Annotated in this window: 29 protein-coding genes; 7 read left to right on the forward strand and 22 right to left on the reverse strand. The window is 69.7% G+C overall.

Going from position 1 to position 26603, the window contains the following annotated elements; genetic code table 11:
- Positions 1-11 precede the first annotated feature (11 nt).
- Together ON31_RS12500 and ON31_RS12505 are read right to left on the reverse strand one after the other, a co-directional pair.
- Entirely contained in the window at positions 12-362 is a 351-nt protein-coding gene (locus ON31_RS12500) for an STAS domain-containing protein (RefSeq protein ID WP_029924950.1), read from the reverse strand.
- 40 nt (positions 363-402) lie between these two features.
- Positions 403-1107: a PAS and ANTAR domain-containing protein gene (locus ON31_RS12505; RefSeq protein WP_051037160.1), complete on the reverse strand. Its 705-nt coding sequence runs from the start codon at positions 1105-1107 to the stop codon at positions 403-405.
- Between the two features lie 237 nt (positions 1108-1344).
- Between ON31_RS12505 and ON31_RS12510 the strand changes: the two genes are divergently transcribed.
- On the forward strand, positions 1345-2223 hold the full coding sequence (locus ON31_RS12510; RefSeq protein WP_051037144.1) for an RNA polymerase sigma factor SigF: 879 nt from the start codon (positions 1345-1347) through the stop codon (positions 2221-2223).
- 132 nt (positions 2224-2355) lie between these two features.
- Positions 2356-3465: an alanine dehydrogenase gene (ald, locus tag ON31_RS12515; RefSeq protein WP_039813212.1), complete on the forward strand. Its 1110-nt coding sequence runs from the start codon at positions 2356-2358 to the stop codon at positions 3463-3465.
- Here ald and ON31_RS12520 read toward each other — a convergent pair.
- Entirely contained in the window at positions 3462-3986 is a 525-nt protein-coding gene (locus tag ON31_RS12520; protein ID WP_235204368.1) for an Lrp/AsnC family transcriptional regulator, read from the reverse strand. The genes ald and ON31_RS12520 overlap by 4 nt on opposite strands.
- Positions 3987-4262: 276 nt before the next feature.
- Between ON31_RS12520 and ON31_RS12525 the strand changes: the two genes are divergently transcribed.
- Complete coding sequence (locus ON31_RS12525; protein WP_039813215.1) at positions 4263-5063, forward strand: carbonic anhydrase; 801 nt, start codon at positions 4263-4265, stop codon at positions 5061-5063.
- 240 nt (positions 5064-5303) lie between these two features.
- Positions 5304-6401 carry a galactokinase gene (galK, locus tag ON31_RS12530; protein ID WP_051037145.1) on the forward strand — a complete coding sequence of 366 codons (1098 nt, stop codon included), beginning with the start codon at positions 5304-5306 and terminating at the stop codon, positions 6399-6401.
- 39 nt (positions 6402-6440) lie between these two features.
- On the opposite strand, the gene ON31_RS34605 is transcribed toward galK, so the two are convergent.
- Both ON31_RS34605 and ON31_RS12540 read right to left on the reverse strand, forming a co-directional pair.
- Positions 6441-8324, reverse strand: coding sequence for an L-lactate permease (locus ON31_RS34605; RefSeq protein WP_051037146.1), 1884 nt, complete (start codon positions 8322-8324; stop codon positions 6441-6443).
- A gap of 105 nt (positions 8325-8429) precedes the next feature.
- Positions 8430-9242, reverse strand: a complete 813-nt coding sequence (locus ON31_RS12540; protein WP_063821482.1) for an AraC family transcriptional regulator — start codon at positions 9240-9242, stop codon at positions 8430-8432.
- Positions 9243-9406: 164 nt separating this feature from the next.
- Between ON31_RS12540 and ON31_RS12545 the strand changes: the two genes are divergently transcribed.
- Positions 9407-10099, forward strand: coding sequence for a DUF5753 domain-containing protein (locus ON31_RS12545; protein ID WP_051037148.1), 693 nt, complete (start codon positions 9407-9409; stop codon positions 10097-10099).
- Between the two features lie 74 nt (positions 10100-10173).
- Here ON31_RS12545 and ON31_RS12550 read toward each other — a convergent pair whose 3' ends face one another.
- The 6 genes from ON31_RS12550 to ON31_RS12575 form a co-directional block, all read right to left on the reverse strand.
- A complete protein-coding gene (locus ON31_RS12550; RefSeq protein WP_029924932.1) occupies positions 10174-10419 on the reverse strand; it encodes a hypothetical protein in 246 nt (81 codons plus the stop codon).
- 70 nt (positions 10420-10489) lie between these two features.
- Positions 10490-12292, reverse strand: a complete 1803-nt coding sequence (gene fadD11, locus ON31_RS12555) for a fatty acid--CoA ligase FadD11 (protein WP_039813122.1) — start codon at positions 12290-12292, stop codon at positions 10490-10492.
- Between the two features lie 46 nt (positions 12293-12338).
- The gene (locus ON31_RS12560; RefSeq protein WP_039813123.1) at positions 12339-13199 is read right to left on the reverse strand and encodes a short-chain dehydrogenase/reductase; all 861 of its coding nucleotides are present in this window, start codon (positions 13197-13199) and stop codon (positions 12339-12341) included.
- A complete protein-coding gene (locus tag ON31_RS12565) occupies positions 13199-14659 on the reverse strand; it encodes a flavin-containing monooxygenase (RefSeq protein WP_039813125.1) in 1461 nt (486 codons plus the stop codon). Before ON31_RS12565 ends, ON31_RS12560 begins: the two co-directional genes overlap by 1 nt.
- Before the next feature lie 21 nt (positions 14660-14680).
- Complete coding sequence (locus tag ON31_RS12570) at positions 14681-15712, reverse strand: PDR/VanB family oxidoreductase (protein WP_039813127.1); 1032 nt, start codon at positions 15710-15712, stop codon at positions 14681-14683.
- The gene (locus tag ON31_RS12575) at positions 15709-16590 is read right to left on the reverse strand and encodes a metal-dependent hydrolase (protein ID WP_085996406.1); all 882 of its coding nucleotides are present in this window, start codon (positions 16588-16590) and stop codon (positions 15709-15711) included. The genes ON31_RS12570 and ON31_RS12575 overlap by 4 nt, the downstream gene beginning before the upstream one ends.
- 97 nt (positions 16591-16687) lie before the next feature.
- Here ON31_RS12575 and ON31_RS12580 point away from each other — a divergent pair, with 97 nt between their 5' ends.
- On the forward strand, positions 16688-17293 hold the full coding sequence (locus ON31_RS12580) for a TetR/AcrR family transcriptional regulator (protein ID WP_029924921.1): 606 nt from the start codon (positions 16688-16690) through the stop codon (positions 17291-17293).
- Positions 17294-17298: 5 nt separating this feature from the next.
- Here ON31_RS12580 and ON31_RS12585 read toward each other — a convergent pair whose 3' ends face one another.
- The gene (locus tag ON31_RS12585) at positions 17299-17766 is read right to left on the reverse strand and encodes a GNAT family N-acetyltransferase (protein ID WP_039813221.1); all 468 of its coding nucleotides are present in this window, start codon (positions 17764-17766) and stop codon (positions 17299-17301) included.
- Positions 17767-17807: 41 nt separating this feature from the next.
- The gene (locus ON31_RS12590; protein WP_039813133.1) at positions 17808-18395 is read right to left on the reverse strand and encodes a hypothetical protein; all 588 of its coding nucleotides are present in this window, start codon (positions 18393-18395) and stop codon (positions 17808-17810) included.
- A gap of 36 nt (positions 18396-18431) precedes the next feature.
- Here ON31_RS12590 and ON31_RS12595 point away from each other — a divergent pair, with 36 nt between their 5' ends.
- A complete protein-coding gene (locus tag ON31_RS12595; RefSeq protein ID WP_039813135.1) occupies positions 18432-18953 on the forward strand; it encodes a PadR family transcriptional regulator in 522 nt (173 codons plus the stop codon).
- 181 nt (positions 18954-19134) lie between these two features.
- Here the strand turns inward: ON31_RS12595 and ON31_RS12600 are convergent, their stop codons facing one another.
- From ON31_RS12600 to ON31_RS12640, 9 genes are read right to left on the reverse strand one after another with little or no spacing between them, the layout of a single operon-like run.
- The gene (locus tag ON31_RS12600; protein ID WP_081592403.1) at positions 19135-20763 is read right to left on the reverse strand and encodes an aldehyde dehydrogenase family protein; all 1629 of its coding nucleotides are present in this window, start codon (positions 20761-20763) and stop codon (positions 19135-19137) included.
- Between the two features lie 14 nt (positions 20764-20777).
- Positions 20778-21788, reverse strand: a complete 1011-nt coding sequence (locus ON31_RS12605) for an NADP-dependent oxidoreductase (protein WP_039813138.1) — start codon at positions 21786-21788, stop codon at positions 20778-20780.
- Positions 21785-23239 carry a carotenoid oxygenase family protein gene (locus tag ON31_RS12610; RefSeq protein WP_051037151.1) on the reverse strand — a complete coding sequence of 485 codons (1455 nt, stop codon included), beginning with the start codon at positions 23237-23239 and terminating at the stop codon, positions 21785-21787. The genes ON31_RS12605 and ON31_RS12610 overlap by 4 nt, the downstream gene beginning before the upstream one ends.
- A gap of 5 nt (positions 23240-23244) precedes the next feature.
- Positions 23245-23469 (reverse strand): biotin/lipoyl-containing protein, encoded by a 225-nt coding sequence (locus ON31_RS12615; protein ID WP_228810340.1) that lies wholly within the window; start codon positions 23467-23469, stop codon positions 23245-23247.
- A 55-nt stretch (positions 23470-23524) separates the two neighbouring features.
- The gene (locus tag ON31_RS12620) at positions 23525-23716 is read right to left on the reverse strand and encodes a ferredoxin (RefSeq protein WP_039813144.1); all 192 of its coding nucleotides are present in this window, start codon (positions 23714-23716) and stop codon (positions 23525-23527) included.
- A gap of 9 nt (positions 23717-23725) precedes the next feature.
- On the reverse strand, positions 23726-24871 hold the full coding sequence (locus ON31_RS12625; RefSeq protein ID WP_039813147.1) for a thiolase family protein: 1146 nt from the start codon (positions 24869-24871) through the stop codon (positions 23726-23728).
- A complete protein-coding gene (locus ON31_RS12630) occupies positions 24871-25299 on the reverse strand; it encodes a Zn-ribbon domain-containing OB-fold protein (RefSeq protein WP_255222073.1) in 429 nt (142 codons plus the stop codon). Before ON31_RS12630 ends, ON31_RS12625 begins: the two co-directional genes overlap by 1 nt.
- Positions 25289-25654 (reverse strand): 2Fe-2S iron-sulfur cluster-binding protein, encoded by a 366-nt coding sequence (locus ON31_RS12635; protein WP_255222074.1) that lies wholly within the window; start codon positions 25652-25654, stop codon positions 25289-25291. The genes ON31_RS12630 and ON31_RS12635 overlap by 11 nt, the downstream gene beginning before the upstream one ends.
- A complete protein-coding gene (locus ON31_RS12640; protein WP_081592404.1) occupies positions 25651-26595 on the reverse strand; it encodes an acyl-CoA dehydrogenase family protein in 945 nt (314 codons plus the stop codon). Before ON31_RS12640 ends, ON31_RS12635 begins: the two co-directional genes overlap by 4 nt.
- Positions 26596-26603 lie beyond the last annotated feature (8 nt).

Consider the following 26603-nt stretch of genomic DNA (forward strand, 5'->3'; position numbering starts at 1 on the left):
CCTGACGCTCCTCAGTGCTTCCTGGCCTGCGCCGATGTCGGATAGACGGCCAGCACGCTGTCGAGGTTCGTCACCTGTAGCGGCCGGAGCACCCGCAGGTCGGAGGCCACCAGCCGCACCGATACCCCGGCGTCGACTCCGTGTTCGTGGCAGTCGAGCAGGGCGTTGAGTCCGGCGCTGCCGAAGTACGTCACACCGTCGAGGTCGACGACGAGCAGCCGGGCCGGATGTTCGAGGGCCGACTCCAGGGCGGCTCGCAGCCCCTCGGTGAGGGTGTGGACGCTGCTGATGTCCACATCGCCCTCGGCTCGCACCGTCACCGCATCGTGGTCCACCTCGTGGTCGACCCGCAACCGATTCATCCGCCGTCCCAGTTCCAACCGTCGTATACCGCCGTCGAGATTACGGGCGTCGGTCCTCCGGCGCGGCGCTACCGTGTGGACCGGAGTGCGGAGGAATGCGTTCGTGCGCCGTGAGCAGCAGATGGTCGAAGCGGCTCTGCACATTCGGCGGGGCGGGCGGTACGGAATCCAGTTCCGCGATCAGTTGCGCGGCCAGATCGCGCAGCTTCGTATTCGTCTCCTGGGACCGCCACCGCAGCACCTGGAACGCCTGCTCGGCGGTGATCCGGTAGATGCGCATGAGCACACCCTTGGCCTGCTCGATGACGGCGCGATTCTCGAAGAGGCCGGGCAACGTCTCGTCGAGCATGGTCTGCGCCGTCTCGGCGATGGTGTCGGTGAGGTCGATGTAATAGCCCGAGGTGCCGACCACCGTGCCCGCGTCGTCGAACATGCGGTCGGCCACCACGATCACATTGTGGATGCGCCCGGCGGTGTCGACGAAGCGGTGTCGGCTCGAGAACGACTCCCCGGAGTGCAGGGCGTAGTCCAGGATGTCCTGGACGTGCGCCCGGTCGTCGGGGTGCTTGTGCGACAGCAGCAGCTCCGTCGTCGGTTCGACGGTGCCGGGTGCGTATCCGTGCATCCGCGCCACCTCGTCGGACCATTCCCAGCGCTGCCCGACGAACCAGAAGCGGAATGTGCCCACGACCTGCCGCTGCCCGGTCCCGGTGATCTCGTACGCGCCCGGATCGCTCTCCGGAATCTGCACTGGCCCCTTCACTCCACGGAGTATCCCACCCCTCGAACTCCCGTACGAGCGGCTCGCCGGATCCGCTCAAAAGTGCTGTGCGGCATGTGCTCTGACAGTGCCCCGGATCGCACTGCGCGCGGAGGGCGGGGAGGTTTGACGGATGCCGGAAGTGGGCACCCCCGGAAAGTACGTCGACTCGGTGAAGAAAGCCGCCGGTTCGACGAAGTCGGAGGGAACGAGGAGAACCCGATGGCTGAGTCGACCCCTGCGCGCACCACCGCCGCCGACGCTTCCGCGTCGGCCCGGCGACGTGGCAGCCGCGGTGACAGCTATGAACACCTCGAGCCGTTGTTCGCCCGGCTCGCCGCCTTCGAATCGGACGACCCGCGCCGCGAGCGGGTGCGTTCGGAGATCGTGCGCCTCGGCCTGCCCCTGGCCGAGCACATCGCCCGCCGCTTCGCGAACCGCGGCGAACCGTTCGACGATCTGTTGCAGACCGCCCGGGTGGGCCTGGTGCAGGCGGTCGATCGCTTCGATCACACGCGCGGCGCGGCCTTCCTGTCCTTCGCGGTGCCGACCATCATGGGCGAGGTGCGCCGCCATTTCCGCGACCACACCTGGTCGGTGCGGGTGTCCCGGCACACCAAAGAGATCCACGGCCGGATCGGATCGGCCACCGAGGTTCTGGCCCACCGGCTGGGGCGGATGCCCACCGCGCGCGAACTCGCCGTGGAACTCGAGGTGGATGTGACCGAGATCAGCCGGGCCATGATCGCGGCCAACTGCTACACCACCGATTCGCTGGATATGACCGTTCGAGACCAGGACGGCGACAGCTCGACTCCGGCCGTGGAGCGCCTGAGCACCGAGGAGCCCTGCTACCGGCTGCTGGAGGACGCCATGGCGGTGCGGCCGCTCATCGCGCGGCTGCCGCAGCGGGAGCGGCAGATCCTGATCTGGCGCTATTTCGGCGCCATGACCCAGAGCCAGATCGCCGATCGACTCGGCATCTCCCAGATGCAGGTGTCCCGCATTCTGTCGCGCACGCTGACCCGGCTGCGAGACGAGGCGCTGGCGGACCCGGAACCCGCCGAAGATGATTCGAGATCGGCGCTCAGCGTGCGCTAGGTTCCGCAAAGTTAATCACTATTGCCCCGGATTCACGAATCATCTTCAGTTCACTGGACCTGATCTCGCATTATTTTCATACTTTCACTCCGAAGCTGCTCACCGAGACCAATACGACAGTCAGGAGTGCCGGTGCAGATCGGAATCCCCCGCGAGGTCAAGAACCACGAATACCGCGTGGCCTGCACACCCGCCGGTGTGCACGAACTCGTCACGCGCGGGCACGAGGTGTTCATCGAGGCCGGAGCCGGGGTGGGCTCGGCCTTCACCGACGACGCCTACGCGGCGGTGGGCGCGCGCGTCCTCGACACCGCCGACGAGGTCTGGGAGCGGGCCGACCTGGTGCTCAAGGTGAAAGAGCCGGTGGCCGAGGAGTTCTCCCGGATGCGCGCCGATCAGGTGCTGTTCACCTACCTGCATCTGGCGGCGTCGCAGGAGTGCACGGACGCACTGCTGGACTCCGGTATCACGGCCATCGCTTACGAGACGGTCACCGGTCCGGACGGCTCACTGCCCCTGCTGGCCCCGATGAGCGAGGTCGCCGGGCGGCTGGCCCCGCAGGCGGGCGCGTACCACCTGATGCGCAGTCAGGGCGGGCGCGGTGCGCTGCTGGGCGGGGTGCCGGGGGTGCGCCCGGCCAAGGTGACCGTGATCGGCGCGGGCGTGGCGGGCGGCAATGCCATCGCCATGGCGGTCGGCCTGCACGCCGAGGTCACCGTGCTGGACCTGAACATCGCGCGCCTGCGCGCCGTCGACGAGCAGTACGACGGCCGGGTGCGGACCGTCGCCTCCAACGCCTACGAGGTCGCCGATGCCGTGCGCGAGGCCGATCTGGTGATCGGCGCGGTGCTGGTGCCCGGGGCCAAGGCGCCCACCCTGGTCTCCAATGACCTTGTCGCCCAGATGAAGCCGGGCTCGGTGCTGGTCGACATCGCCATCGACCAGGGCGGCTGCTTCGCCGATTCGCGGCCGACCACCCACGCCGAACCCACCTACCGGGTGCACGACTCCATCTTCTACTGCGTGGCCAATATGCCCGGGGCGGTGCCGAATACATCCACCATCGCGCTCACCAACGCCACCCTCCCCTATGTCACGGCGCTGGCCGACCGCGGCTGGCGGGATGCGGTGGCGGCCGATCCGGGCCTGGCCGCCGGGCTCAGCACCGACCGCGGCCGACTGCTGTCGGAGTCCGTGGCGGCGGCGCACGGCTACGCCGCACACGAACTGGTCGGCGTCTAGGTTCGGTCGCGCTCGGTACCCGCCGGGCGCAGATGTTCGAAGATGAGAATGGTCTCGGTCGCGGATACCGCCGGGTGCGCGCTCAGATGTTCGAGGACGAAACCGCGCAACCCGTCGGTGTCGGCGGTCGCGACATGGATGAGGTAGTCGTCCGCCCCCGCGATGAAGTAGACGTTGAGGACCTCCGGCAGCGCCGCCAGCTGCCGCCCGAATTCGGCGAGGTATTTGCGCGAATTGCCGTGCAGCCGAACCGCGATCATGGCCTGCAGGCCGCGCCCGAGCGCGGCGGGGTCGATATCGGCGTGGAAGCCGCGAATGACGCCCCGCTCCACCAGCGACCGCACCCGGCCCAGGCAGGTCGACGGCGCGATACCGGCCGCCTCGGCCAGGGCGTTGTTGGTCATTCGCCCGTCGCGTGCCAGGTGATCCAGTAGGACTCGATCGATGGCGTCGATCGCGACCGGGCCACGCCCGGAGGTCGGCGGTACGGGTGGACGCGCGGGCGAATCCTTCCTGCTCACCGGCCTACCGTACCGAATGTTCGGGATCGCATCGGCCGGTCCGCACCACGCCGCGCGGGCGCGGTGGATGCGCTGTGACACAGGTCGCCGCTCGCGGGGCTGGCGCTACCGGGCCGCCGAGGCATACGCTCACGACGGCACGAACGCGAAATCCCTTGTTCCAAAAGAACATTCGTAGCAAATAGGACAATCGACCACAGGATTGCCGTATTCCGTCGCACCTCGTGCCGGTTCCCGACCACGCCGTCAGGCGCATTGTCGCAAGGAGTTGTGCCGGTGCCGGTTGCTTCCCGTCCGCACGTTCCGCTCACCCGCCGTCGCGCCCTCGCCGCGCTGACCCTCTTCGCACTGCCCGCCGCCCTCGGGGCGCGCTCGGCCGCCGACGGCGAGCCTGCCCGCCCGCATTGGGATTACGCGGCCGACGGTCCCGAGCACTGGGCCGATCTGGACCACCGCTTCCTGGCCTGCCGGGTGGGCCACCAGCAGTCCCCCATCGATCTGCCCCGCCACACCCCGCTCGATCCCGCCGACCATCTGACCTTCGCCTACGGCCCGCTGCCCGCGGTCGCTCTGACCGACAACGGGCACACCCTGCAGGCGGCCGTGCCCGCCGCCGGCGGACACCACATCGTTCTGGACGGCCGCCGGTACGCGCTGACCCAGTTCCACTTCCACACGCCGAGCGAACACACCGTCGACGGCGTGGGCACCGTCATGGAGTTGCACCTCGTACACACCGATGCCCGGGGCAACCTGGCGGTGGTCGCGGTGCTCATGGAGACCGGACCAGCATCCTCGGCGTTCACACCCCTGTTCGCCGAGTTGCCGCCCCCGGGCGGCTCCCACACCACCGGCCCATTCGACCTGCGTACCCTGCTCCCCACCGATCACGCCCAGTTCCGCTACGACGGATCGCTCACCACCCCGCCCTGCACCGAGGGCGTGGCATGGACGGTGCTGCGCGAACCCGTCCGGGTGACGGCCCGGGAGGCCGACCGCTACCGCGCCCTGTTCCCGCACAGCAACCGCCCCACCCAGCCCCGCAACGGCCGCCCGGTCCTGCTGGCGGGCGGCTGACGCACGCCCGAACCGCCCGCGACGCGAGCCTCGAGCGACCGGTGTGTCGCGACCCATCACAGGTGGCCGACCAGTCAGTTTCCACGTTGGAATCCGACCGCCACAGCGGGCGTCGATCCGAGATCGCCACGATCGACGGTGCCGGGGTGTAGGAAAGGACGCAGCGGCTATCGCTGCATCGGACGGACGAGGAACCGGGACCGGGAACCGCCAGCGGTGGCGCGATCAGTGGGAGGTGCGATGACGCGGGGTGTGTGGGCCGCGCCGGGTCGGGTGAACATCATCGGTGAGCACACCGACTACAACGGCGGCTACGCCCTGCCGATCGCGCTACCGCAGGTGGTGCGGTGCGCGGCGGCGACGGAAACCGATGGGCGCGTGCGGGTTACCTCCCGGCAGCACCCGGGTGAGCGGATCGACGTCGCGGTCGCGGAGCTCGGGCGGGCATCGGTCGCCGGGTGGGCGCGCTACCCACTCGGCGTGGTGTACGAGTTCCAGCGCCGCGGGCACGGCATCCCCGGTGTCACCCTCGAGCTCGACGGTGCCGTGCCGATCGGCGCGGGTCTGTCGTCGTCGGCCGCCGTCGAGTGTGCGGTGGCGCTCGCGCTGCGGGATCTGTTCGACCTTCCGGTGCGGGTACCCGAGCTGATCGATATCGCCCGCACCGCCGAGAACGATTACGTGGGCGCGCCCACCGGCAGTCTCGACCAATCCGCCGCCATGCTCTGCACCGCCGGGCACGCCCTCTTCCTGGACTTCGGCAAGGGCGACCACGAGCAGGTCGCCTTCGATCTGGCCGGGGCGGGACTGGAGCTGCTGGTCATCGACACCGATACCCCGCACCGGATGGTGGACGGCGAATACGCGCGCCGCCGCCAGCAGTGTGAGGCCGCGGCCACCGCGCTCGGCGTCGCCACCCTGCGCGAGGTCGCCGATCCGCGCGCGGTCGACACCCTCGTCGATCCCCTGCTGCGCCGTCGGGCCCGCCACGTGGTCACCGAGAACGCCCGGGTGCTGGCGGTGGCCGACGCGCTGCACACCGGGGCGGATCCGCGCACCATAGGACCGGTTCTCACGGTGGCGCACGCCTCCCTGCGCGACGACTTCGAGGTGTCCACGCCGCAGCTCGACACCGCCGTCACCACCGCCTTGGCGGCGGGCGCGCTCGGCGCGCGCATGGTCGGCGGCGGTTTCGGCGGCAGCATGGTGGCGCTCACCGAACGCGGCGCCACCGAACCGATCGCCGAGGAGGTCGAGAAGCGTTTCCGCGACTGCGGATTCGCCGCCCCGAAGTGGTTCGTGGCGCTCCCCTCCCCCGGCGCGCGGCGCATCTCCTGATCGTCGGTACGAAGGTGATCGTCGGTACGAAGGCCGCCGTCACACCAGCGATAGAGCCACGATCACCACCGCCAGCGCCGCGTAGATCGCCAGCGCCACCCGTAATCCGAAGCGCAGCAGCGCATTCTCCGACACCCCCGCACCGCTGGCCCGGTCACCCGCGACCGCCAGGATCAGCATGATCATCGGCAGCGAGGTGAAGACGGCATGGCCCGCACCGCTGTTCTGCACCGCCGCGAACCAGACCTCCAGCCCGGACGGTGCGAGCTGCTGCTGCAACGGCATCGTCAACACATTGCCGCCCACATTCGATCCGGTGACGAAACCCCCGAGCATGCCGAGCGCCGGTGCCGCCAGCGCGATCACCAGCGGCGGGGCCGCCGCCACCGCCCCGCCCACCCGCTCGATCATGCCGCCGTCGACCATGAGCCGCCCGAGCACGACGAACCCGGTCAGCGCCAGCAGCGGCCGACCCACGCGCATCAGCGCGGCCCGCACTTCCGCCCACCGCACCCGCCCCCGGTCCAACACCAGCGCCGCCACCAGCAGCGGCAGCCCCGGCGACGCCAGCAGCGCGAAACTCGCACCGCCCGCGTGCAGCGCCACGGACGGCACACCCACCGCGGTGGCCGCGCGCAACGTCGCGATACCACCCAGCACCAGCCCGTAGGCGTACAGCACCGTCCCCGGCGGAACCAACCGCCCGGGACGCACGGACCCGTCGCCGAGCCCGAACGCGGGTCGGCGTTCACCAGCGCCCACGCCCCCACCCCGAGCCATTCCACCCCGCCGAGGAATCACCCCGCCAACTATGCCCGCGCCTCGCGAGAATCGTCGCAGCCATCCCCGATCCGCACCGCCCACCGCCACGGCACGCGAGCAGCGCGACGCGCACCCACCCTCACCGCCGCCGCCGGTCGCACCACCCGGGAAGCTCGCGGCACTCCGATTCCTCGCACCACGTCCGGTCCCGCCCCGCGCGAACCGCGACACATCCGCATTCCGCACACCATCTCGGGCGGTGGGGTGTGCGGCGCGAAATATCCGGCGGGCCTCCATATCTCGCGAACCTGTCGTCCGCCGCGGGTGGGCCCGATTCCGGCCCGCAGTTCCCGCTACGGTGGCCTCGCTGGTCGCTTCGGCCGTCTGCGCGGCCCCTGACGGCCGCCGGGCGGCGCAGAGCAGCAGGCCGACGGCCGTGGTGCACAGCCCGGCCAGCACACCCGCGGGCGAGACCACGCCCAGGTGGTTGCAGACCAGCAGGGTGAGTGCGAGCAGTCCGCCCGCCCCCGCGGCTTGCACCGTGGTGCGCAGCCGGTGGTACGGCCGGGCCAGCAGCGCCGCCCAGACCGTCACCAGGGGAAAGACCAGGGCGCTGGTGACCGCCGTGGCGGTGCCCAGGGTCGGCAGCGGCAGGTCGGTGAGCGCCGCGCCGATCACGGTGGCCAGGCCGAGCGTGCCCCACGGCATGATGTTCATGCCCAGCATGGCCTGGCGCAGTGCCGTGGCGGGCGGGGCCAGCGCCAGCAGGACGGGCACGGTGACCAGCAGCGACACCCCGAAACCGGTGAGCGCCTCCACCATGGGCGCGATGCCCGCGACCACCAGCGCGACCTTGGCGGGCCCCGACAGCGGCAGCGCGCGCACCCATTCCTGAAGCGACTCGTGCACGCCTCGCCGGGTGAGCACCTGACTGAGGTAGACGCCGGGCAGCATGACCGCCGCCGCGTTCAGGACCAGCAGGCCCGCGCCCGCCGCCCCGGTGCCGAGTGCGGTCCGAGGCAGCGCGAACTCCGGCCGCCATCCGATGAGCAGCACCGCGGCCCCCACTCCCGCGACCGCGGCCCAGTGCGCCGGACGGCGCAGCCCGGTGATCATTCCCAACACCACCACCAGCGGGATCACCGCCGCAACCAACACCATTGCCGTCTATGCCCTCTCCTCGCGTACCGAATGCGCACCCAGCCTGACGGCGGCGGCGGTCGGCGGTCTTGAACGAAAATCTCGGCCCGCAAGGGTTGCAGGGCATCAGGGCCGGATCGCGCCCGGTGTCACCCCGAAGTAGCGCTTGCAGATCCGGGTCAGGTGCGCTTGGTCGGCGAATCCGGTCACCGCCGCCACCTCGGCCGGTGGCCGCCCGGCCAGCAGCAGTCGACGCGCGCGATTGGCGCGCAATCGCAGCAGGTAGGCGTGCGGCGGCAGCCCGTACGCCGCCCGGAAGGCGGTGATGAGGGTGGCTCGCGGAATCCCCGCGGCGGCACCGAGTTCGGCGATGGTGACCGACTCGGCCCACCGGTCGTGCAGGACCTGCCTGGCCACGTCCAGACCCCGGCGCGGCGGTGTGCCGCCCGCTCCCGCCCGGCCGGGGCGGGCGTGCCGACGCAGCACCGCGCCCAATCCCGCCAGCAGCAGGGATTCGGCGGTCAGCGGATCACCGGCCAACTCCTGTTCGCGGTGGACGCCGCGCAGCCGGGCGAACAACTCGTCATCGCGCACGGCCGTCTCGGGAAACCAGACGTCGGACCGGCCGAGCAGTTCACCGGCCAACTCCTCGACCAACTCGGTGTCGAAATAGAACATCCGGTAGCGCCAGCCGGATTCCGCGGCGGCGAATCCGGTATGCACCTGTCCGGGATTGATGATCACCAATTGTCCGGCGGGTATCACCACTTTCCCGCCCGCCATGTGCAGCCCTTCCGCGCCCTGTTCGATGACGCCGACGGAAAGCTGTTCGTGACTGTGCCGATCGAAGGCGAAGGTCTCGAAGCGCGCGGCGAGCAATTCCACCCGGGGACTGGCCGCGGCGGTCCACAGTCGAGCGTGCTCACCTGCCTTTTTCACCCGCACAGCCTATCGCCGGCAGCTCGGGCGGGAATGTGCTTACCCTCGGGCTTGCACGTGCAATTGCAGAATTCTTCGACTCAGCAATCTTGAAAGTCCTTGTGGCACAATCGCCTACGCGATCCACCAAATGTCAGGAGGGAGTCGTCATCAAAGCCGAGGCCGTGGGGGGTCACACCGTCGGGGGGAACGGGCCGCAGGAGAAGCCCGCACCGGTGCGCCGATTGGGGGTGAAGGTCGGCCGTCCCGGGCTCGGACGCACGGATACCCACCTCGCCCTCGAGCAGGCGGCAACGGTGGTGCGCTCCTACGCGCCGGGGGTGGTGCCGGAGCTCTTGCAGACCGCCGGTTACGCCCATGCCGTCGCCGCCATCGCCCGCCCCGCGTCGACGGCGCAGATCCAGCAGCAGGTGGAACTGCTCATGCGGCGTCAGCATCTACTCGATCGGCCCGCCCCCCTCAAATTGTGGGTGGCGATCGAGGAGGCGGTGCTGCGACGCCCCTTCGGCGGCACGGAGGTGTGGCGAGACCAGCTGGACCATCTGACCCGAATGGCGAACCGCGACAACGTGACCGTGCAGATCGTCCCGGATCACGTGGGCGGCCCGGCCATCAGCACGGTCCCGTTCACCATCTTCCGGTTCGAGCGCCCGGATGTGGGCGATGTCGTACACCTGCACCATGCGACCGGCACCCAGTTCCTCGACGACCGCACCGATCTGGACGCCTACCACGTGATCTGGGACCGCCTGAGCGTGCACGCCATGCCGCCGGAATACACCGGCGAACTCCTCACCGCCCTCACCGCGCAACGACCGGCCACCGCACTGCCGTCCGCCACCATCCAACGGGTGTGACCGGCGTCGACGCACCGCCCCACCCCGTGGGGCGGTGCGTTGGTGCGTGACCCCGCGGCGCGACCGCCGGCGAACTATCCGATGGATGAGTCCGACAGGCGCGAGGCGAGCAGTTCCTTGCCCATCCGCGCGCCCTTGCGGCTCTCGTTCTGCGCCTTGCGGAAGAACTCGACGAGCTCGGTGTCACCGTCGCGTTCGGCATCGCTGATGTAGGTCTCCAACCGCAGCGCATTGTCCAGGGACGCCTCCACGAACCAGATCAGGTTGTAGTCCTTGTCCTTGGTGCCGGTGATGGTGCCCGTCTCTTCGGTCTTGCTCATATCCGATACTCCTCTGTCGCTGACACGTCCTACGGTCGTCCTACCCACGGCAGGCGGCGGGAAACGGGGATCAGCGGGTCGGTTCGTGCACATGCGCAGCGAGCTCGGGTGCGTACAGTTCGTCGATCTCCCTCGCGTACTTGGCGGTGACGGCCCGCCGCCGGAGTTTGAGGGTGAGGGTGATCTCGTCGCCGCCCGCTTCCCAGAACAGCGGGAGGATGCGGAAGCGCTTGATCTGTTCCACCCGCGACAACCGCTGGTTCCCGGCCGCGATACCGGTCATGATCGCCTGTACCACACCGGGATTCGCGGCCAGGGTGGCCGCCGACGCGTCGGGCAGGCCGTGGCGGCGGGCGTACGGTTCGGCCGATTCGGCGTCGAGCACGATCAGTGCGGTGTTGTAGGGGCGGGCGTCGCCGATGACGGCCATGGCGCCGATGAGCGGGGTGGCGGCCTTCACGGCGTTCTCGATGGTGGCGGGCGACATGTTCTTCCCGGCGGCGTTGATGATCAACTCCTTCTTGCGGTCCACCACCGTGAGGTAGCCGTCGGCGTCCACGGTCACGATATCGCCGGTATGCAGCCAGCCGTCGGCGTCCACGGCCGCCCGGGTCTGCTCCGGCAGGCCGCGGTAGCCGCGCATGACCAGCGGTCCGCGGACGAGTAGTTCACCGTCCGGTGCGTGGCGAGATTCCATGCCCGACAGCAGTTTTCCGACCGTGCCGAGCCTGGCGTCACGCGGGTGGCTGACGCTGCAGATACAGGACAGCTCGGACATGCCCCAGATCTCGGCGATGGGAATGCCGAGTCCGGCGAAGAAGCCGAGGGTCTGGGGCGGTATGGGGGCGGCGCCCGAGAGCGCCCAGCGCAGCCGGTCGAAGCCGAGCGCGGTCCGCAGGCCGCCCAGCACCAGCTCGTCGGCGCGCTCCCATTCGGCCGCGAGTTCGGCGGGGATCGGCGTTCCGGCCAGCTGGTGGGCGCTGCGCGCGGCGGCCACACCCAGCGCCCACTCCATGGCGCCGCGGCGGCGGTCGTCCGGCTCGTTGGCGACCTTCGATTCGATGGCCGCCTTCAGTTTCTCCCAGACACGCGGGACGGCACCCCATACCGTGGGGCGCAGCTCGGCCAGCGCGGGCGCGATCCGTGCGGGGTCCGCGACACAGGTCACCTGGGTGCCGAGCACCTCCTGCACGTAGAGGGCGGTGAGCCGATCGGCGATATGGGCGGTGGGCAGGAAGGAGGTGATGGTGTCGCCGAAGCGGAAGCCCAGCACATCGTCGATGCCGTAGACCTGGAAGAGGAGGTTGGCGTGGGTCGTCTCCACCCCCTTCGGGTTGCCGGTGGTCCCCGAGGTGTAGATGAGCGTGGCGACATCCTCCGGCCGGACCGCCCGCCAGGCCGCCTCGAAGTCGAATTCCGGTGTGCCGTAGGTGATCAGCTGTTCCACCGACAGGGTGCCCACCGGTGCGTCGTCGACGCAGATCACATGGTCGAGTTCGATGCCGCTGTCCCACAGGCGCGGCAGGAATTGCGGTTCGCAGATCACCACGCGCGCTCCGGCATTGCCGAGCACGTAGGCGAGTTGTTCGGGGGCCAGGGTGTTGTAGACCGAGAACGAGGTCGCGCCGAGATGCTGTGCGCCGACTTCGAGCGGATAGAACTCGATGCGGTTGGTCAACATCAGGGCGACGGTGTCGCCGCGGCCGATGCCGAGGCCCGCCAGTCCCGCGGCCACCGCACGCACCCGGCGCGCGTACTCGCCCCAGGTCATGGTGTGGGTGTCGCCGGGGGTGCGGAGTGCGACCGCGTCCGGGTCGATCGAGGCGGTGTGCTGGAACGCCGCGGGCAGCGTGTCGAAACGGGGGATGCTCACTGGGGGCCTTTCGGAGAGGTGCGCGACGGCGGTGCGCGCGCGGGTGTCAGCGGCGCTCGATGGCGCGAACGAGTTCGTGCACGGCCGAACTCGCGGCGAGTCTGCTGTCGAGTACGACATTGACCGCACCGCGCAGCAGCGCGTACGGCTCCCACCCGGCGGGTGCGATGGTGCGGGCGGCGCGGCGGGCGATGGCGTCGGCGATGGCGCGTGCGGCCCGCGCCGCGGTGATCCGCACGCCGAGCGGCCACGGCAGCAGTTCGTCGAGTTCACGGCCGAGGTCGTCGGCGTCGAGCATGTCGTGGGTCATGGCGGTTTCCACGATCCCGAAGTAGGCGACTCCGGCGCTGGCACCGGATGCCGCGAGTTCGACCCGCAGCGCCCGACCGAACTGTTCGACTCCGGCCTTGCTCACCATGTACGGCGATCCGCCCATGCCGGGCGCGAAGGCGGCGCACGAGGACACCACCACGACATGGCCTTTCGCCCGCACGATGTGGTCCAGCGCGGGATGCACGGTATTGAAGACCCCGGTGAGATTGATGCTCAGCACCCGGTCGAAATCGTGCGGGTCCATGGTGCGGACGGTAGCGGGCACCGGGGTGACGCCCGCGTTGGCGACGACCACGTCGAGGCGGCCCAGCCGCTCGACCACCGTGGCCACCACCTGGTTCATCCGCGCGCGGTCGGCGACGTCGGCCCCGATCGCGAGGGCGCGCGCGGACAGCGCGCAGGCCGCCTCGTGGGCGGCGGCCTCGTCGATGTCCACCAGGACCACGATCGCGCCCCGGGCATGCAGGATGTCGGCCAGTTCCCGCCCGATGCCCTGCCCCGCACCGGTGATGAGCACGACCTTGCCCGCCACGTCGAACCGCGGTGCGCCGACTCGTCCGAACAGCTCGAGCATCACGCCACCTCGTAGGCGTCGATGTCGAATCGCCGCGTGCGCCTGCGGTATTCGAAACTCCAACTGGGGTACAGCCCCGCGTTGCCGCCCTCGGGGGTGGTGTAGTAGCTCTGGCATCCTCCGGTCAACCAGACGGTATCGTCGCTGCGCCTGCGCATTTCGTCGACGAAGGCGTCCTGCGCGGCGGCCCGCACCTCCACCCGCCGCGCGCCCCGCGCGCGCAGGGTGACCAGCGCGTCGACAATGTAGGCGAGCTGCGATTCGATCATGTAGATGGCGGATTGATTGCCCGCGGCCCCGAACGGCCCCAGGGTGCAGAAGAAGTTCGGGAATCCCGCCACGGCCGTGCCGAGATAGGTGCCCGGCTGCTGGTGGTACAGCTGCGCGATGGAGATGCCGTCGCGCCCGGTGATGCGGTCGAACGCGGTTGGGATGGGTTCGAATCCGGTGCCGTGGATGATGGTGTCCACCTCGATCTCCGCCCCCGCCCGGGTCAGGATCGATCGCGGCCGGATCTCGGCGATCCCGTCGGTCACGACCTCCACATTGTCCCGATCGAGCGCGGGGAGATAGGCGTCGGAGAAGATGGCCCGCTTGCACCCGATCACATAGTCGGGTGTCACTCGCTCGCGCAGCTCGGGATCGCTGATCTGGCGGCGCAGCTGCCATCGCCCCAGCAGTTCGTACGGATATCGGAAGCGATTGTCCACGAAGCCGACCAGACCGAAGCTTTCGATCAGCGTGTACCAGGTGCCGCGGACAGCCCTGCGTGCCAGCGGGAACTGCCGCAGCAGCAGCCGTTCCAGGCCGAGGGTGGGTCGATCCAGGCGGGGCACGATCCACGGCGCGGAGCGCTGGAATACGGTCAGCGACCGCACCTTCGGCTGGATCTCGGGGATGAACTGCACCGCCGACGCACCGGTGCCGATCACCGCGACCCGTTCCCCGGTCAGATCGTGGTCGTGCCTCCAGTGCAGCGAATGGAAGGTGGTGCCCTCGAAACTCTCCAGTCCCGGGATCGCGGGATATTTGGCCTCGGCGAAAATGCCCGCCGCCGAGATGAAGTAGTCGGCCGTCAGCGGCCCCCGCGAGGTCTCGATGCGCCAGCGCGATGCCGTGTCGTCCCAGCGGGCGTCGAGCAGTTCGGTGTTCAGCCGGAGATGGCGCACCACATCGTGTCGCTCGGCGACGGAGCGCAGATAGTCCAGGATCTCGCGCTGTCGCCCGTAGGTGCGCGACCAGTTCGGATTGGGCGCGAACGAGTAGCTGTACAGTTGGGACGGCACATCGCAGGCGCAACCGGGATAGGTGTTCGCCTGCCAGGTCCCGCCCAGCTCATCGGCGCGCTCGAGCAGTACGAGGTCGTCGAAACCGGCTTCGCGCAGCTTGATCGCGAGTCCGATACCGCCGAAACCCGCCCCCAGTACGGCGATCTGCCGGTGTTCGGTGTGTGTGGTCATGAGACCGTATGCCTTTCGCGGTCAGAGGTCGAGAACGAGCGGCCCGCCGGTGGACCGGGAGACGCAGGTCAGCATGTGCTCGGCGCGCTCGCCCGGAGTCAGCAGCCGGTCCCGGTGCTCGACCTCCCCGGCCAGCACCCGGGTGCGGCAGGTACCGCAGAAGCCCTGGCGGCACGAGTAGACGGCATCGGATTTCACTCGCCGGACGGCGTCCAGCACGGTCTCTCGGCTGCCGACCGTGACCTGGGTTCCGGTGCGCGCCAGGCGCAGCGGGAAGGCGCGGCCGTCGGTGACCGGCAGCGCCGAGAAACGTTCGGTGTGCAGCGATCCCGTCGGGTCGAGCGAGAAGAAGCTGCGCTGCGCGGCGGCGAGCACGGGCGGCGGGCCGCAGACGTACACGGCCGCGCCGGGTGCGGCGGTGGCGAGGATGGCGGGCACATCGGGCGGCCCGTATTCGTCGTCGGGCCGGATATCGGCGTGGAGCGGCAGTTCGTCCAGAAACGGCATGGTGGCCCGCGTGCGCCCGGTGTACACCAGATGTCCGCGCCGACCGGCCGCCCGCACCATGGGCAGGATCGGCGTGATCCCGATTCCGGCGGCGAGGAACAGATACGACGGCGCGGTCTCGACGAAGGTGAACGCGTTGCGCGGGCCCCTGATGCGCAGGGCGTCGCCCGGCCGCAAGGTGTGCATCTCCCGCGACCCACCGTCGCCCCCCGCGATGCGACGCACGGCGATGCGGTAGCGGTCGCGATCGCTCGGGTCGCCGCACAGCGAGTACTGTCGCTGTCGCCCCGAGGGGAGGAAGACGTCCAGATGCGATCCGGGTCGCCAGGCGGGCAGCGGATCGCCCGTGGCGGCCACCAGGGTGAAGCTCTCCACGTCCACCGCCTCGATGCACACCGACTCGACCACGACATCGAGGTCGAACCCGCTGTGCCGCACCGGGTTCGGCGGTGAGATGGCGGGGGTGGTGAAGATCCGCTTGTAGACGTCCACGGCCACGCCGAGCAGGCGCAGGCTCGGCGTGGCGACGGCATCGCCCCGGGTCATGTCCGGGCCGCCGGGGAATGCGCCAGGTAGCGCAGGGCATTGTCCATCGACCCCAGCTGTGAGGGATGGAATCCCGGCCGCAGGTAGCGCGGCAGCTCGGTGAAGAAGGTGGTGAAGCTGGGGATCACCCCCCGCACGGTCGCGCTCACGAACTGCCGTCCCCAGAATCCGCCCTTGTCCGGGCTGGGATCCTTGCCGTACAGGTAGGCGGTCGAGATCACGAACAGCGGCAACAGCATTCCGGTCGCCAGCAGCCCGGTGCGCGCCCGTCGCCCGTAACCGCCGTCGACGTGCATATAGGCGTCGAACACCACGCTGCGGTGCTCGACCTCCTCCGCGCCGTGCCAGCGCACCAGATCCAGCATGGTCGGATGCATGCCCGCGGCCTCCAGGGCTGTCGACTCGAGCAGCCATTCGCCGATCACGGCGGTGAAATGCTCCATCCCGGCGAAGATTCCGAGCCGTTCCTTGAGCCATTCCTCCTTGGCCCTGCCGCTGAGCCCCTGATCGCCCAGGACGCGATCGACCAGCCACGCCACCTTCGCCACGAAGGACTCCACGTCGAGGCCGATGGACTGGAGGTGGGTGCGCGCCCCCTCGTGACTGCTGGCGTGCATGGATTCCTGGCCGATGAAGCCGGCCACCTCCTCGCGCAACCGCTCGTCGTCGATATGGGGTAGCGCCTCGGCGAGGCAGGCGGCCATGGCCCGCTCCCCCTCGGGCAGCACCAGATGCATGACATTGGTGACGTGGGTGGCCAGCACCTCGCCCGGAATGTAGTGCATGGGCACCGACGAGAAATCGAAGTGGACGTCACGCGCGTGGATGGCGTGGGCTTCTTCCTGATAGGAGCGCCTCGTTGCACTGTTATCAGCCATGGACCGACCGTACAGTGCAACATTCTCCATCGCAATGTTGCAGCCACAAATTGGCCGCGATTGTTGCAAACGGGTCGATCGCTGCTAGCGTCGTACCATGCCCTCCGCCGCCGCCACCTCGGGAAACAAGGCCGATGCCATCGAAGAGCGCATCCTCGACGCCGCCCTCGTGCAGTTCGGTCGCGTCGGGGTGAAGAAGACGACGATCGAGGACATCGCCCGGCAGGCGGAGGTGGACCGGGTCACGGTGTACCGCCGCGTGGGCTCCCGCGACGATGTGGTCCGCGCGGTGACGGGCCGGGAGATTCAGCGGCTGCTCACCGAACTGCACGAGATCCCGGCGCGGCACCGGGAGATGGCCGATATCGTCGTCGACCTCTTCGTCACGGTGGTCACGCGCTGGCGTGCCCACCCGCTGGTGGAGCGGCTGCTCACCGTCGAACCGGATCGGCTGCTGCCGCAACTCACCACCGAGGGCGGCGCCTTCTTCACCATCTCGGTCGCCGCCACCACCGAGATACTCCGAAACGCGTTGCGAGACAGGGAGCTACCCGAGCCACCCGACCTCACCACCCGGGTGGAGGTCGGGTGCCGCGTGGTGCACTCGCTCATCCTGCAACCGGTGGGACCCACCGACCTCGGCTCCGAAGCGGAACTGGCCGCCTTCGCCCGTACCTATCTCACCCTGATCCTGCCGAGCTGACGCCGTTACCAGCGCAGCACGGCCTCGATCTCGTCATCGACCAGTTCGCCGGTGGGCTCGAAGCCGAGCGCCCGGTAGAACCCCTCCGGACTGCCCGGACCGACCCGGTAGCTGGTGTAGAACCGCGTGGTCCCGCGCGCCCGCAACTGCTCGACGACGATCTCCAGAGCGCGGCGGCCGTAGCCCTTGCCCTGATGCGGCCCGGCGATCATGAACCGCCACAGCGACACTCCCGGCTCCTCGCTATCCATGCCGAGATCCAGCATGAGGAAGCCGACCGGCTCGTCACCGACGTAGATGCCGCGAAACCACGCCGTCTCCGAGAAGTGCGCCTCCGCGATGGATATCCCATTGTCCGCGACCATATTCCGCTGCTCCGCCGACAGCGTCGTACTGAGCTTGCAGACCTCGTACACCGTGTCCGCACAGAGTTTCCGCAGTTCGACCGCCGACCCGGCGTCTGATTCCGTCACGCGCTCTTCGTATCCGACGGCGGCGGTCCGGTTCAACGGATTTACGCGCGGGGGCCGGGTCCGGCGGCGAGCGTTCGCGCACGATTCCGAACGCGCGCGACGTAGCGCACGGTGAACACCATCGGGATGGCGAAGCTGAGCACCTGCACGACGATGCGCGGCGTCGGCGCGTGGGCGAGCGCCGCGAGTCCGACCGCGCCGAGGGCGAAACTCGCCGTCCACACCGAGGTGAGCACGTATCCGGTGCGAACGAACAGCGGCTGCTCCCAGAATTCGCGTGGTGCCGACTGTTTGGCGATCGACAGGGTGAACGGCGCGCGCAGCGCGAGCGAAACGCCCGCGATGACCGCCAAGACGGCATTGGCGAGGGCAGGCGTGTAGTCGTGCAGGCCCGCGCCCGGATCGGCGAAGGCGACGACGGTGATCCCGGCGAAGAACGCCGCCGAGCCCAGCTCGAGCACCAGCGCGTCCCAGCCGCGCCCGGCCCGGCGCTGATGGGCGATACCCGCGAGCGCGATCCCCGTGGCGAGCAGTGCGGACCACCGCCAATACTGCGTCGGGACGACGGCGTAGACGATCCAGGGCGCGAAGGTGCGTAGGTAGGCCACCCACTCAGCTTGATATTCCATTTTCGACATGTCAAGTCTGGAATGTAAGGTGAGGGCATGAGCCTCCGTCATGCTTTGCTCGGACTATTGGCCGAACGTCCGGCCAGCGGCTACGACCTGCTGGGCAGTTTCCGGGAATCCCTGGCCAATGTCTGGCCCGCGACGCAGAGCCAGATCTACACCGAACTCGCCAATCTGGCCGAGGCGGGCCTGATCGCCGTCACGGACGAGGGACCGCGCGGGCGCAAGGAGTACACGCTCACCGAGACCGGACGCGACGAGCTGCGCACCTGGCTCACCACCACCGAACCCAAGCGCCGCAACCGCAACGACATGCTGCTGCGCGTCTTCTTCCTCGGCATCGTGCCCGAGCATGCCCGGGACTATCTGACCGAGATCGCGGCCACCGCCGCCGCCGCGCAGGCCGACCTGTCCGCGCTGCGGGAGACCACCGCATGGAGTGACAGCGACCTGTCCCGCTACGGCCGCATTGCCATGGAGTGGGGCGAGCGCTTCCACGCTATGAACCGGGAGTGGGCACAGTGGGCGCTCACCCAACTCCCCGACCCGGACCGGTAGCCATTCCGGCACCGCACGGACCCCCGCATCCGCCGACACCGACGGCCCGGTACCAGAGCACGCACCGAAGGTTATACCCACGGCTGCGCAGCACCGGCGGTTGTGCCCGCGAGTACGCGCTACCTACCGCCCCCGCTGTGAACGTGCGAACGTCCGCGGTCACCGACAGGAGCGCGCGATGTCATGGATGCGTCCGCGTGGTGTCGGTGGTCGCGGCCTGACGGTTTCGGCGTGCCGGGATCGGCAGCCTGCGCCGACCGCGGGCGTCCACGGCGCGCATGAGCGTGGTGACCAGGCGGGAGCGTAGCCGGGAGGCCGGGTACCACAGTGGCTCGCGGGGAAGGGCGGGGCCGCGCGGGACGGTGATGGCCTGTTGGCGGCAGTATTTGCGGATTCCCGCCGCGCCACCCCAGCGCGCGCCGATACCCGAATCCTTCCAGCCGCCCATGGGCAGGGCGAAGCTCATGAGATTGGCGAAGGCGTCGTCGATATTGACCGCCCCCACCTCGAGGCGGCGGGCGACGCGTTCGCCGCGGCGGCGGTCGCCGGTCCATACCGTGGCGGACAGGCCGTATACCGAATCGTTGGCCAGCCGCACCGCCTCGTCCTCGTCGGCCACCGCGACGACCGGAATCAGCGGTCCGAAGGTCTCCTCGGTGAGGCAGAGCATGGTGTGGTCGACGTCGGCCAGCACGGTCGGCTCGAAATAGCGCCCGCCGCCGAACGCCTTGCCGCCGCACAGGATTCGCGCGCCCTTGGCGACGGCGTCGGCGACGTGCCGGGTGACGATATCGCATTGCGCGGCGGTCGCCATCGCACCGATATCGTGGGTGAACGCCCGGCCGTCGCGGCCCTGCCGCAGCGCCCGCACCTCGCCGACCAGCCGTTCCACGAAGCGGTCGTAGACGGCTGCCTCGACGTACACCCGCTCCACCGAAATGCACACCTGCCCCGCGTTGAACAGCGCCCCGTAGGCGATTCCGGCGGCGGCGCGGTCGATATCGGCGTCGGCCAGCACGATGGCCGGATCCTTCCCGCCCAGCTCCAGGCTGTAGGGGATGAGCCGCTGCGCACAGGCGGCCGCGATGGCGCGGCCGGTGCGGGTGGACCCGGTGAACTGCACGAAATCCACGGTGTCCACCACCGCGCGGCCGGTGTCGCCGCCACCGGTCAGCACGGTGAACACCGGCGGCGCCCCGATCTCGGCCCAGCCGCGCGCCAGTTCCACCGCGCTCAGCGGTGTCACCTCGGACGGCTTCACGAGCACGGCGGCACCGGCCAGCAGTGCGGCGAAGGCGTCGAAGCAGGGGTTCAGCAGCGGCAGATTCCACGGCGTGACGATGCCGACCACCGGATACGGCCGCACGGTCGAGACCAGTCGTTTGGCCAGGCCGATCGGGCTGTGCGGCCGGGGCCGCTCGTCGGCGAGGAAGCCCTCGGCGCGGTCGGCCCAGTACTTCGCGAGATCGACGGCGGCGGGCACCTCGATCGCCGCGTCGAATCGGGTCTTACCGGTCTCCGATCGCACCACCTCGGTGAGCCGGGGCCCGTTGTCCAGCAGCCAGTCCTGGAATGCGCGCAGCCATTTCGCGCGCTCGCGCACCCCGATGGCCTCCCATTCCGGCTGCCGCGCGCGCAGCCGCCGCACGGCCTCGGCGACCGCGGCCGCCGAGTGGTCGGTGACCCGTCCGACGACGCGGCCGGTCGCCGGATCGCGCACGTCGATAGCGGCGGTGTCGGGCGCGCGGCCGGTGGTGTCGGGTGTGGCGGTATTCGACACGGGAATCCCCTCGATCGGTTCGTCCGGCATTGTTTGTCGGTTCGTCACGCGCGGGGCAGCCGCACCAGCATCTTGCCGGTATTGCCCCCGCGCATCATGTCCAGGAAGGCGTCCACGGCGTGGTCGATACCCTCGACGACGGTCTCCTCCGCGCGGAGGGTGCCGTCGGTCAGCCAGCCCGCGGCGGTGCGCACCCACTCCCCCGCTCGTGCGGTGTGGTCGCCGAGTAGGAAGCCGCGCAGGGTGATTCGCTTGCGGGTGGCCAGGTGCAGATTGCTCGGTCCCGGTGCCGGGTCGGTGTCGTTGTACACCGACACGGCACCGCACAGCGCCACCCGCCCGAAGTCGTTCAGGACGGTCAGGGCCGCCTGGAGGTGCTCGCCGCCGACATTGTCGAAGTAGACGTCGATGCCCTCGGGTGCGGCTGCGGCCAGCTGGGCCGCGAGATCGCCGCCGCGGTAGTCGATGGCGGCGTCGAAGCCGAAGTCGTCGAGCAGGCGCGCGCACTTGTCCGCGCCGCCCGCCGAGCCGATCACCCGGGCGGCCCCCAGATTGCGGGCGATCTGTCCGGCCACCGAACCGACCGCCCCCGCCGCTGCGGAGACGAAGACGGTATCGCCCGCCCGCACCCCCGCGATATCGGTCAGCCCCACATACGCGGTCAGCCCGGTCGCACCCAGTACGCCCAGATACGCCTGTGCCGGGGAACGCCGCGTATCCACCGGCTGCGCGTCGACAGCGTCGAGGACGGCGTATTCCCGCCAGCCCGCGAAGTGGATCACGCTCGCACCCACCGGAATCGACGCGGCGCGCGAGGCGGTGACGGTGCCGACGGCCCCGCCCGACATGGCCCGGCCCAGTTCGAAGGGCGGCATATACGATCTGCCCGCGTTCATGCGACCGCGCATGTACGGGTCCACCGACAGCCACTCGTTGGCCACGAGTATCTGCCCCGGCCCCGGTTCGTCCAGGGTGACGTCGGCGAGTTCGAAGTCGCGCGGTGTCGGCTCCCCCTGCGGGCGGGCGATCAGTCGCCATTCCCGTGACCGTGTCATCGTGCCCCCAGCGCCTGCCGGTACAGCGGACTGTCGACGCTGTAGTAGTTGCAGTGGAATCCGCTCGGAATCGCGAACGGTATCCGCACCCGGGCCAACGGTCCGGATGCCAGATCACCGGCCGCGAACACCGCCAGCTCGGTGTCGGCGGCACCGGCCGCGTGGACCAGAGTCAGTGCGTATCCGTCCACTTCGTCGGTGGCTCCGACGCGGGGGGCGAAGATGAGTTCACCGGCGGCGGCCCCGTCCCCGAAGTGGTAGACGTCCTCGGCCCCGGTGCGGGTGTCCACCCGCACCACCGAGTCCATACCGTCGGCGCGGCCGTCCACCGAATGCAGGTTGCTGTTGGCGAAGGCGTAGCGGCTGGGCCGCGTCATGAGGCGGTCATCGGGCCGGGGGAACTGGATGTCGCGGTCGTTGAGGATTTCCTCGCGCACCACGTCGGTGTGTGCGGCCGGGTCGATCACCCAGCGCCGCAGGCTCTGTCGCGTCTCCCGGTGGGTGCGGCGGCGGCCGTCGACGTCCGGGAACAGCGCGGTGCCCTCGGCGGCCGCCACATCGGCGACGATGCGGCCGTCCTCCTCCCACACATTGGCCTGATGCATCATGTGCCGGGGTGCGGCCTCGAACCACCGCACGTCGTCCGCCCCGCCGCGACGGGGCATGACCCCGAGTTTGGTGGGGCGATCGGGATCCCACGCCACCATCGGCCCGCCCGCCATGGCCCGTCGCAGGCTGACGTCCAGCGGCGTCACCGGGAACACCACGTGGTTCTCGGTGACGAAGAAGGTGTGCAGCATGCTCTGATGCGGCACCGGCACGGTTTCGGTGACGATCGGGGTGCCGTCGGAATCGATGATGTCGTAGCGCAATTCGGGGGCGGTGCCGCCGCGGCGCGCGATGGAGCCGATATTGATCAGCTCGCCGGTGGCGTGGTCCACGGTCGGGTGCGCGCCGAAGGTCGTGGTGACGACGCCGCCGTAGTGTTCTTCGCCGATGGTGTCGAGGCTGCGCGGGTCGAGTTCGACCGGCGGCGCGCCCTCCATGAGCGCGAGCAGCTTGCCGCCGTGCAGGACGACATTGGTGTTGGCGGTGTTGTACCGGGTGCCCGCGGCCAGCGGATCGGTGCTGGCCGGATTGCCGTGCACGCCGAAAAGCCTTCTGCCCTCCTTCATTTCCAGCAGCAGCTTGTCGGTGCGTACCCAGCGGTTGCGCATCGAGACCCGGCGGCCGTCGAAGAAGAAGGCGTACACCATGCCGTCGCCGTCGAACCAGTGGTAGTCCTCGTCGGTGGGCGGATACAGCGGCTCCGCGCCGTTGCGGTAGAACACCCCCGCCAGATCGTCGGGCAGCTCGCCCTCGATGAACAGGTCGGGGGCGTCCACCTCCATCCGGGTGGGCCGGTGATGGCCGGTGAGGAAGGGGCTTTCGCGATATCGGGTGCCCACCATGGCGTTCAGCTCTCCCGTTCCAGCACGCCCAGCGGGGTGCCCACCGGATAGTCGGCGTCCACCTCGACCGCGCCGTAGCGCAGTACGCCGCCGACGGGGGCGGGGATCTCGGTCTCCACCTTGTCGGTGCCCACCGTGTACAGCGGCTCCCCCTCGATCACGGCGGTGCCGTCGGGCACCAGCCAGCCGAGAAAGGTGCCGTCGGTCATCGACACATCGAGTTTGGGCATCCTGATCTCCATACGACTTCCGCTTTCGTCCACCGGACCCGAGGTCCGCACCGTTCTACTGCTCCAGACGCAGGGCGCGGCTGGGACAGGCGGCCACCGCCTGCGCCGCGAGTTCGCCTTGCGCGTCGGACAATTCGGCGGGCAGCACCCGCGCCACGCCGTCGTCGCCGACGGCGAACAGTTCGTCCGAGACCGCCTCGCACAGTCCGTGTCCGACGCACAGGTCCCGGCTCACCACTACCTTCACGACTCTCCCTCACCGGGTCAGCACGGTGCAGCCGCTCAATCCGGGCGCACCGTAAACATGGGACAGCGCGGTGCGCACCGGCCGGGCCACCTGTCGCGCACCGGCCGCGCCACGCAATTGCAGGACGTTCTCGTGCAGCTGCCGCAGGCCGGACGCCCCGATCGGTTCCCCGTTGGCCAGGCAGCCGCCGTCGGTGTTGACGGGCAGGCGACCGCCCAGGCCGGTGGCTCCGCCCTCGATCAGCGCGGTCTGCTCGCCGTGCTCGCACAGGCCGGTCTCGGCCAGATGGATGATCTCCGCGCCCGCGTCGGTGTCCTGCACCTGGACGATATCGATGTCCGCGGGCCCGATTCCGGCCTGTTCGTACACCGCCCGGGCGGCGTCCACGGTCGGGCTGTCCCCGCGCCGGATGGACAGCGACGGGCTGAGCACCTCGAACGAGCCCGGCGTGCGGGTGCGCACCGCGACCCCCGCCACGTATACGGGATCGGCGCGAAAGCCCTTGGCCGCCTTGGCACTCGACAGTACGAGTGCGGTCGCGCCGTCGCCGGGTGAGCACAGCATGTACTGCCGCAGCGGGTCCACCAGCATGGGTGAGCCCTCGATATCGTCCACCGACAGCGTCTTGCGCCGCCAGGCATTCGGATTCAGCGATCCGTTGTGGAACGCCTTGGCCGCCACCCGGCCGAGCAGTCGCGGCGGCAGCCGGTGCTCGTACAGGTAACGCTGGATCTTCAGGGCGAAGAACTGCGCGGTGACCGCCATTCCGGTACTGCCGTACCAGCTTTCGAGTCCCAGGTGCGCGGTGGAGATGGTGAACGCACCGCGTGGGTGGGCGTCGAAGCCGACCACCAGCGCGAGTTCGGCCGCCCCCGAGTCGATGGCGTGCACGGCGGCCAGCAGCGCACTGCTGCCGGTGGCGCACCCGTTGAGGACATTGACGAACGGCACCCCGGTGAGTCCGAGTTCGGTGACCAGGCTGTCGGCAGATCCACCGGACAGGCTGCCGCCCACCGCGTAGTCGATATCCGACCAGTCCACCCCCGCGTCGTCGAGTGCCTGCCGCGCCGCGAGCACGGCCTGCTCCCGGGCGGTGGTGTCGCGGAAGCGACCGAAGGGTCGGCAACCGATCCCGATGACGGCGGTCTCGGACATCACCGTTCCCCTTCGTCGATGGGCGCGAACGCGAAAGTAGTTGCCGTTCGCCCGGATTCGACGAGCACCGGCAGGGTGGTCAGCCGCATCGGCATACCGATGCGCAGGCGTGCCGGATCGCTGTCGGTGAGCAATGTCTCCACGATCAACTGGCCGGGCAGTTCCACATAGCCGAGTCCGAAGGGCACGAAGTCGTCGGGCCGACGCGCGTAGGGCGGGCTCGGCGGCGGGAAGCGTTGCACCGTCCAGCTCCACAGCACGCCCTCGTCGGCGAGTACGGTCTCCGCGATCTCCGTGCCGCCGCAGCGCGGGCAGGTGGCACCCAGCGGGAAGTGGTGGTCGCCGCAGCCCGCGCAGCGCCCGCCCCGCAGGCGATAGCGGCCCCCGGCCGACACCATCAGCTGGGGGTCGATCAGTTCATCGGTCACGATCGCTCATCTCCTGATCCGTTGCCCGGGGACGGCCACGCACCCCGCGTTTGAGCACCACCACATCGCCGTACACGCGCGCCTGACAGGCCAGGCGCACCGGCCCGCCACCGCGCGCCCGCAGCTGACGCACCGCCTGGGTTTCGGTGTCGGCCGGTTCGGACAGATGCTCGGGCTGGTCGAGCACCTCGATATGGCAGACCAGGCAGTCGCCGAGGCCGCCGCAGATGGTGGGCCAGCGGTACCCGGCCGCCTGGGCGGCGGCCATCACGGATTGTCCGGTCGCGGCGGTGAATCGCAGGCCGGACGGGCGCACCGTCACCGTCGGGCCGCGGTCGCTGTCGGTCCCGCTCATCCGTGCCGCGTTTCGTTCCAGGGCCTGCCTCGATCGGGGTCGGGTTCCCGGTCCAGGCCGAGCACGCGTTCTGCGATGATGGTGCGCTGGATCTCCGAGGTCCCGCCCGCGATGGTGAGCCGTCGGCTGTCCAGCAGTGCGTACGCCTCGGGGGTGAGGGCCGCGTCGTCGGAGTAGGCGGCCCGCGCGCCCACGATCTCGTAACCGATCTCGGAAATGCGTTGGGAGAGCTCCGATTGCGCGAGTTTGGTGATGGAGCCGCGCGCCCCGTCGGCCGCACTCGCCCGATTCCGCAGATTGGTCAGGTGCAGTGCGCGTTCGGTGACCAGCAGGGCGGTGAGCCGATCGCGCAGCACCGGATCGCGCCAACCGCCCGTGGTTCGGGCCAGCGCCAGCACCGGAGCCAGGGGCACCCCGCTCGCCTCGGAACTGTCGGAGAGTCCGGATCTTTCGGCGCTCAGGGTGGACAGCGCGACCCGCCAGCCCTCCCCCACACCGCCGAGCCGGGCCGCATCGGGCACCACCACCTCGTCGAGGAACACCTCGCAGAAGTGCTGTTCCCCGGTGAGCTGGCGCAGCGGGCGCACGGTGGCGCCGGGTGTGTGCATATCGAGCAGAAAGCAGCTGATACCGGCGTGTTTGGGCCGTTCGGGATGGGTGCGCGCGAGCAGCATGCCGTAGCGGGCCTGGTCGGCGAAGGAACTCCACACCTTCTGCCCGCGCACGATCCAGCGGTCGCCGTCGGGGGTGGCGCGGGTGGCCAGTCCGGCCAGGTCCGAGCCCGCGCCGGGTTCGCTGAACGCGCATGACGAATTCGAAGTGGGCCAGGTCGTAGCGCTCGTGCGGACCCAGCATGAGGAAGTCGGCCTGATCGGACGACCGGCCGTGCAGTCCGTGCCCGCCGTAGAACATGAAGATCTTGAACGAGGTGATGCCGAAATCGGTGACC

It is taken from the genome of Nocardia otitidiscaviarum NBRC 14405, assembly GCF_000308635.1.
Classification (GTDB): Bacteria; Actinomycetota; Actinomycetes; order Mycobacteriales; family Mycobacteriaceae; genus Nocardia; species Nocardia otitidiscaviarum.

Coding starts and splice junctions, on each gene's coding strand:
- ON31_RS12500 (WP_029924950.1), bottom strand. CDS start 362: ATGAATCGGTTGCGGGTCGACCACGAGGTGGACCACGATGCGGTGACG.
- ON31_RS12510 (WP_051037144.1), top strand. CDS start 1,345: ATGGCTGAGTCGACCCCTGCGCGCACCACCGCCGCCGACGCTTCCGCG.
- galK (WP_051037145.1), top strand. CDS start 5,304: ATGACGCGGGGTGTGTGGGCCGCGCCGGGTCGGGTGAACATCATCGGT.
- ON31_RS34605 (WP_051037146.1), bottom strand. CDS start 8,324: ATGGTGTTGGTTGCGGCGGTGATCCCGCTGGTGGTGGTGTTGGGAATG.
- ON31_RS12550 (WP_029924932.1), bottom strand. CDS start 10,419: ATGAGCAAGACCGAAGAGACGGGCACCATCACCGGCACCAAGGACAAG.
- ON31_RS12560 (WP_039813123.1), bottom strand. CDS start 13,199: ATGCTCGAGCTGTTCGGACGAGTCGGCGCACCGCGGTTCGACGTGGCG.
- ON31_RS12565 (WP_039813125.1), bottom strand. CDS start 14,659: ATGACCACACACACCGAACACCGGCAGATCGCCGTACTGGGGGCGGGT.
- ON31_RS12570 (WP_039813127.1), bottom strand. CDS start 15,712: ATGACCCGGGGCGATGCCGTCGCCACGCCGAGCCTGCGCCTGCTCGGC.
- ON31_RS12575 (WP_085996406.1), bottom strand. CDS start 16,590: ATGGCTGATAACAGTGCAACGAGGCGCTCCTATCAGGAAGAAGCCCAC.
- ON31_RS12580 (WP_029924921.1), top strand. CDS start 16,688: ATGCCCTCCGCCGCCGCCACCTCGGGAAACAAGGCCGATGCCATCGAA.
- ON31_RS12590 (WP_039813133.1), bottom strand. CDS start 18,395: ATGGAATATCAAGCTGAGTGGGTGGCCTACCTACGCACCTTCGCGCCC.
- ON31_RS12595 (WP_039813135.1), top strand. CDS start 18,432: ATGAGCCTCCGTCATGCTTTGCTCGGACTATTGGCCGAACGTCCGGCC.
- ON31_RS12600 (WP_081592403.1), bottom strand. CDS start 20,763: ATGCCGGACGAACCGATCGAGGGGATTCCCGTGTCGAATACCGCCACA.
- ON31_RS12605 (WP_039813138.1), bottom strand. CDS start 21,788: ATGACACGGTCACGGGAATGGCGACTGATCGCCCGCCCGCAGGGGGAG.
- ON31_RS12610 (WP_051037151.1), bottom strand. CDS start 23,239: ATGGTGGGCACCCGATATCGCGAAAGCCCCTTCCTCACCGGCCATCAC.
- ON31_RS12615 (WP_228810340.1), bottom strand. CDS start 23,469: ATGCCCAAACTCGATGTGTCGATGACCGACGGCACCTTTCTCGGCTGG.
- ON31_RS12625 (WP_039813147.1), bottom strand. CDS start 24,871: ATGTCCGAGACCGCCGTCATCGGGATCGGTTGCCGACCCTTCGGTCGC.
- ON31_RS12635 (WP_255222074.1), bottom strand. CDS start 25,654: ATGAGCGGGACCGACAGCGACCGCGGCCCGACGGTGACGGTGCGCCCG.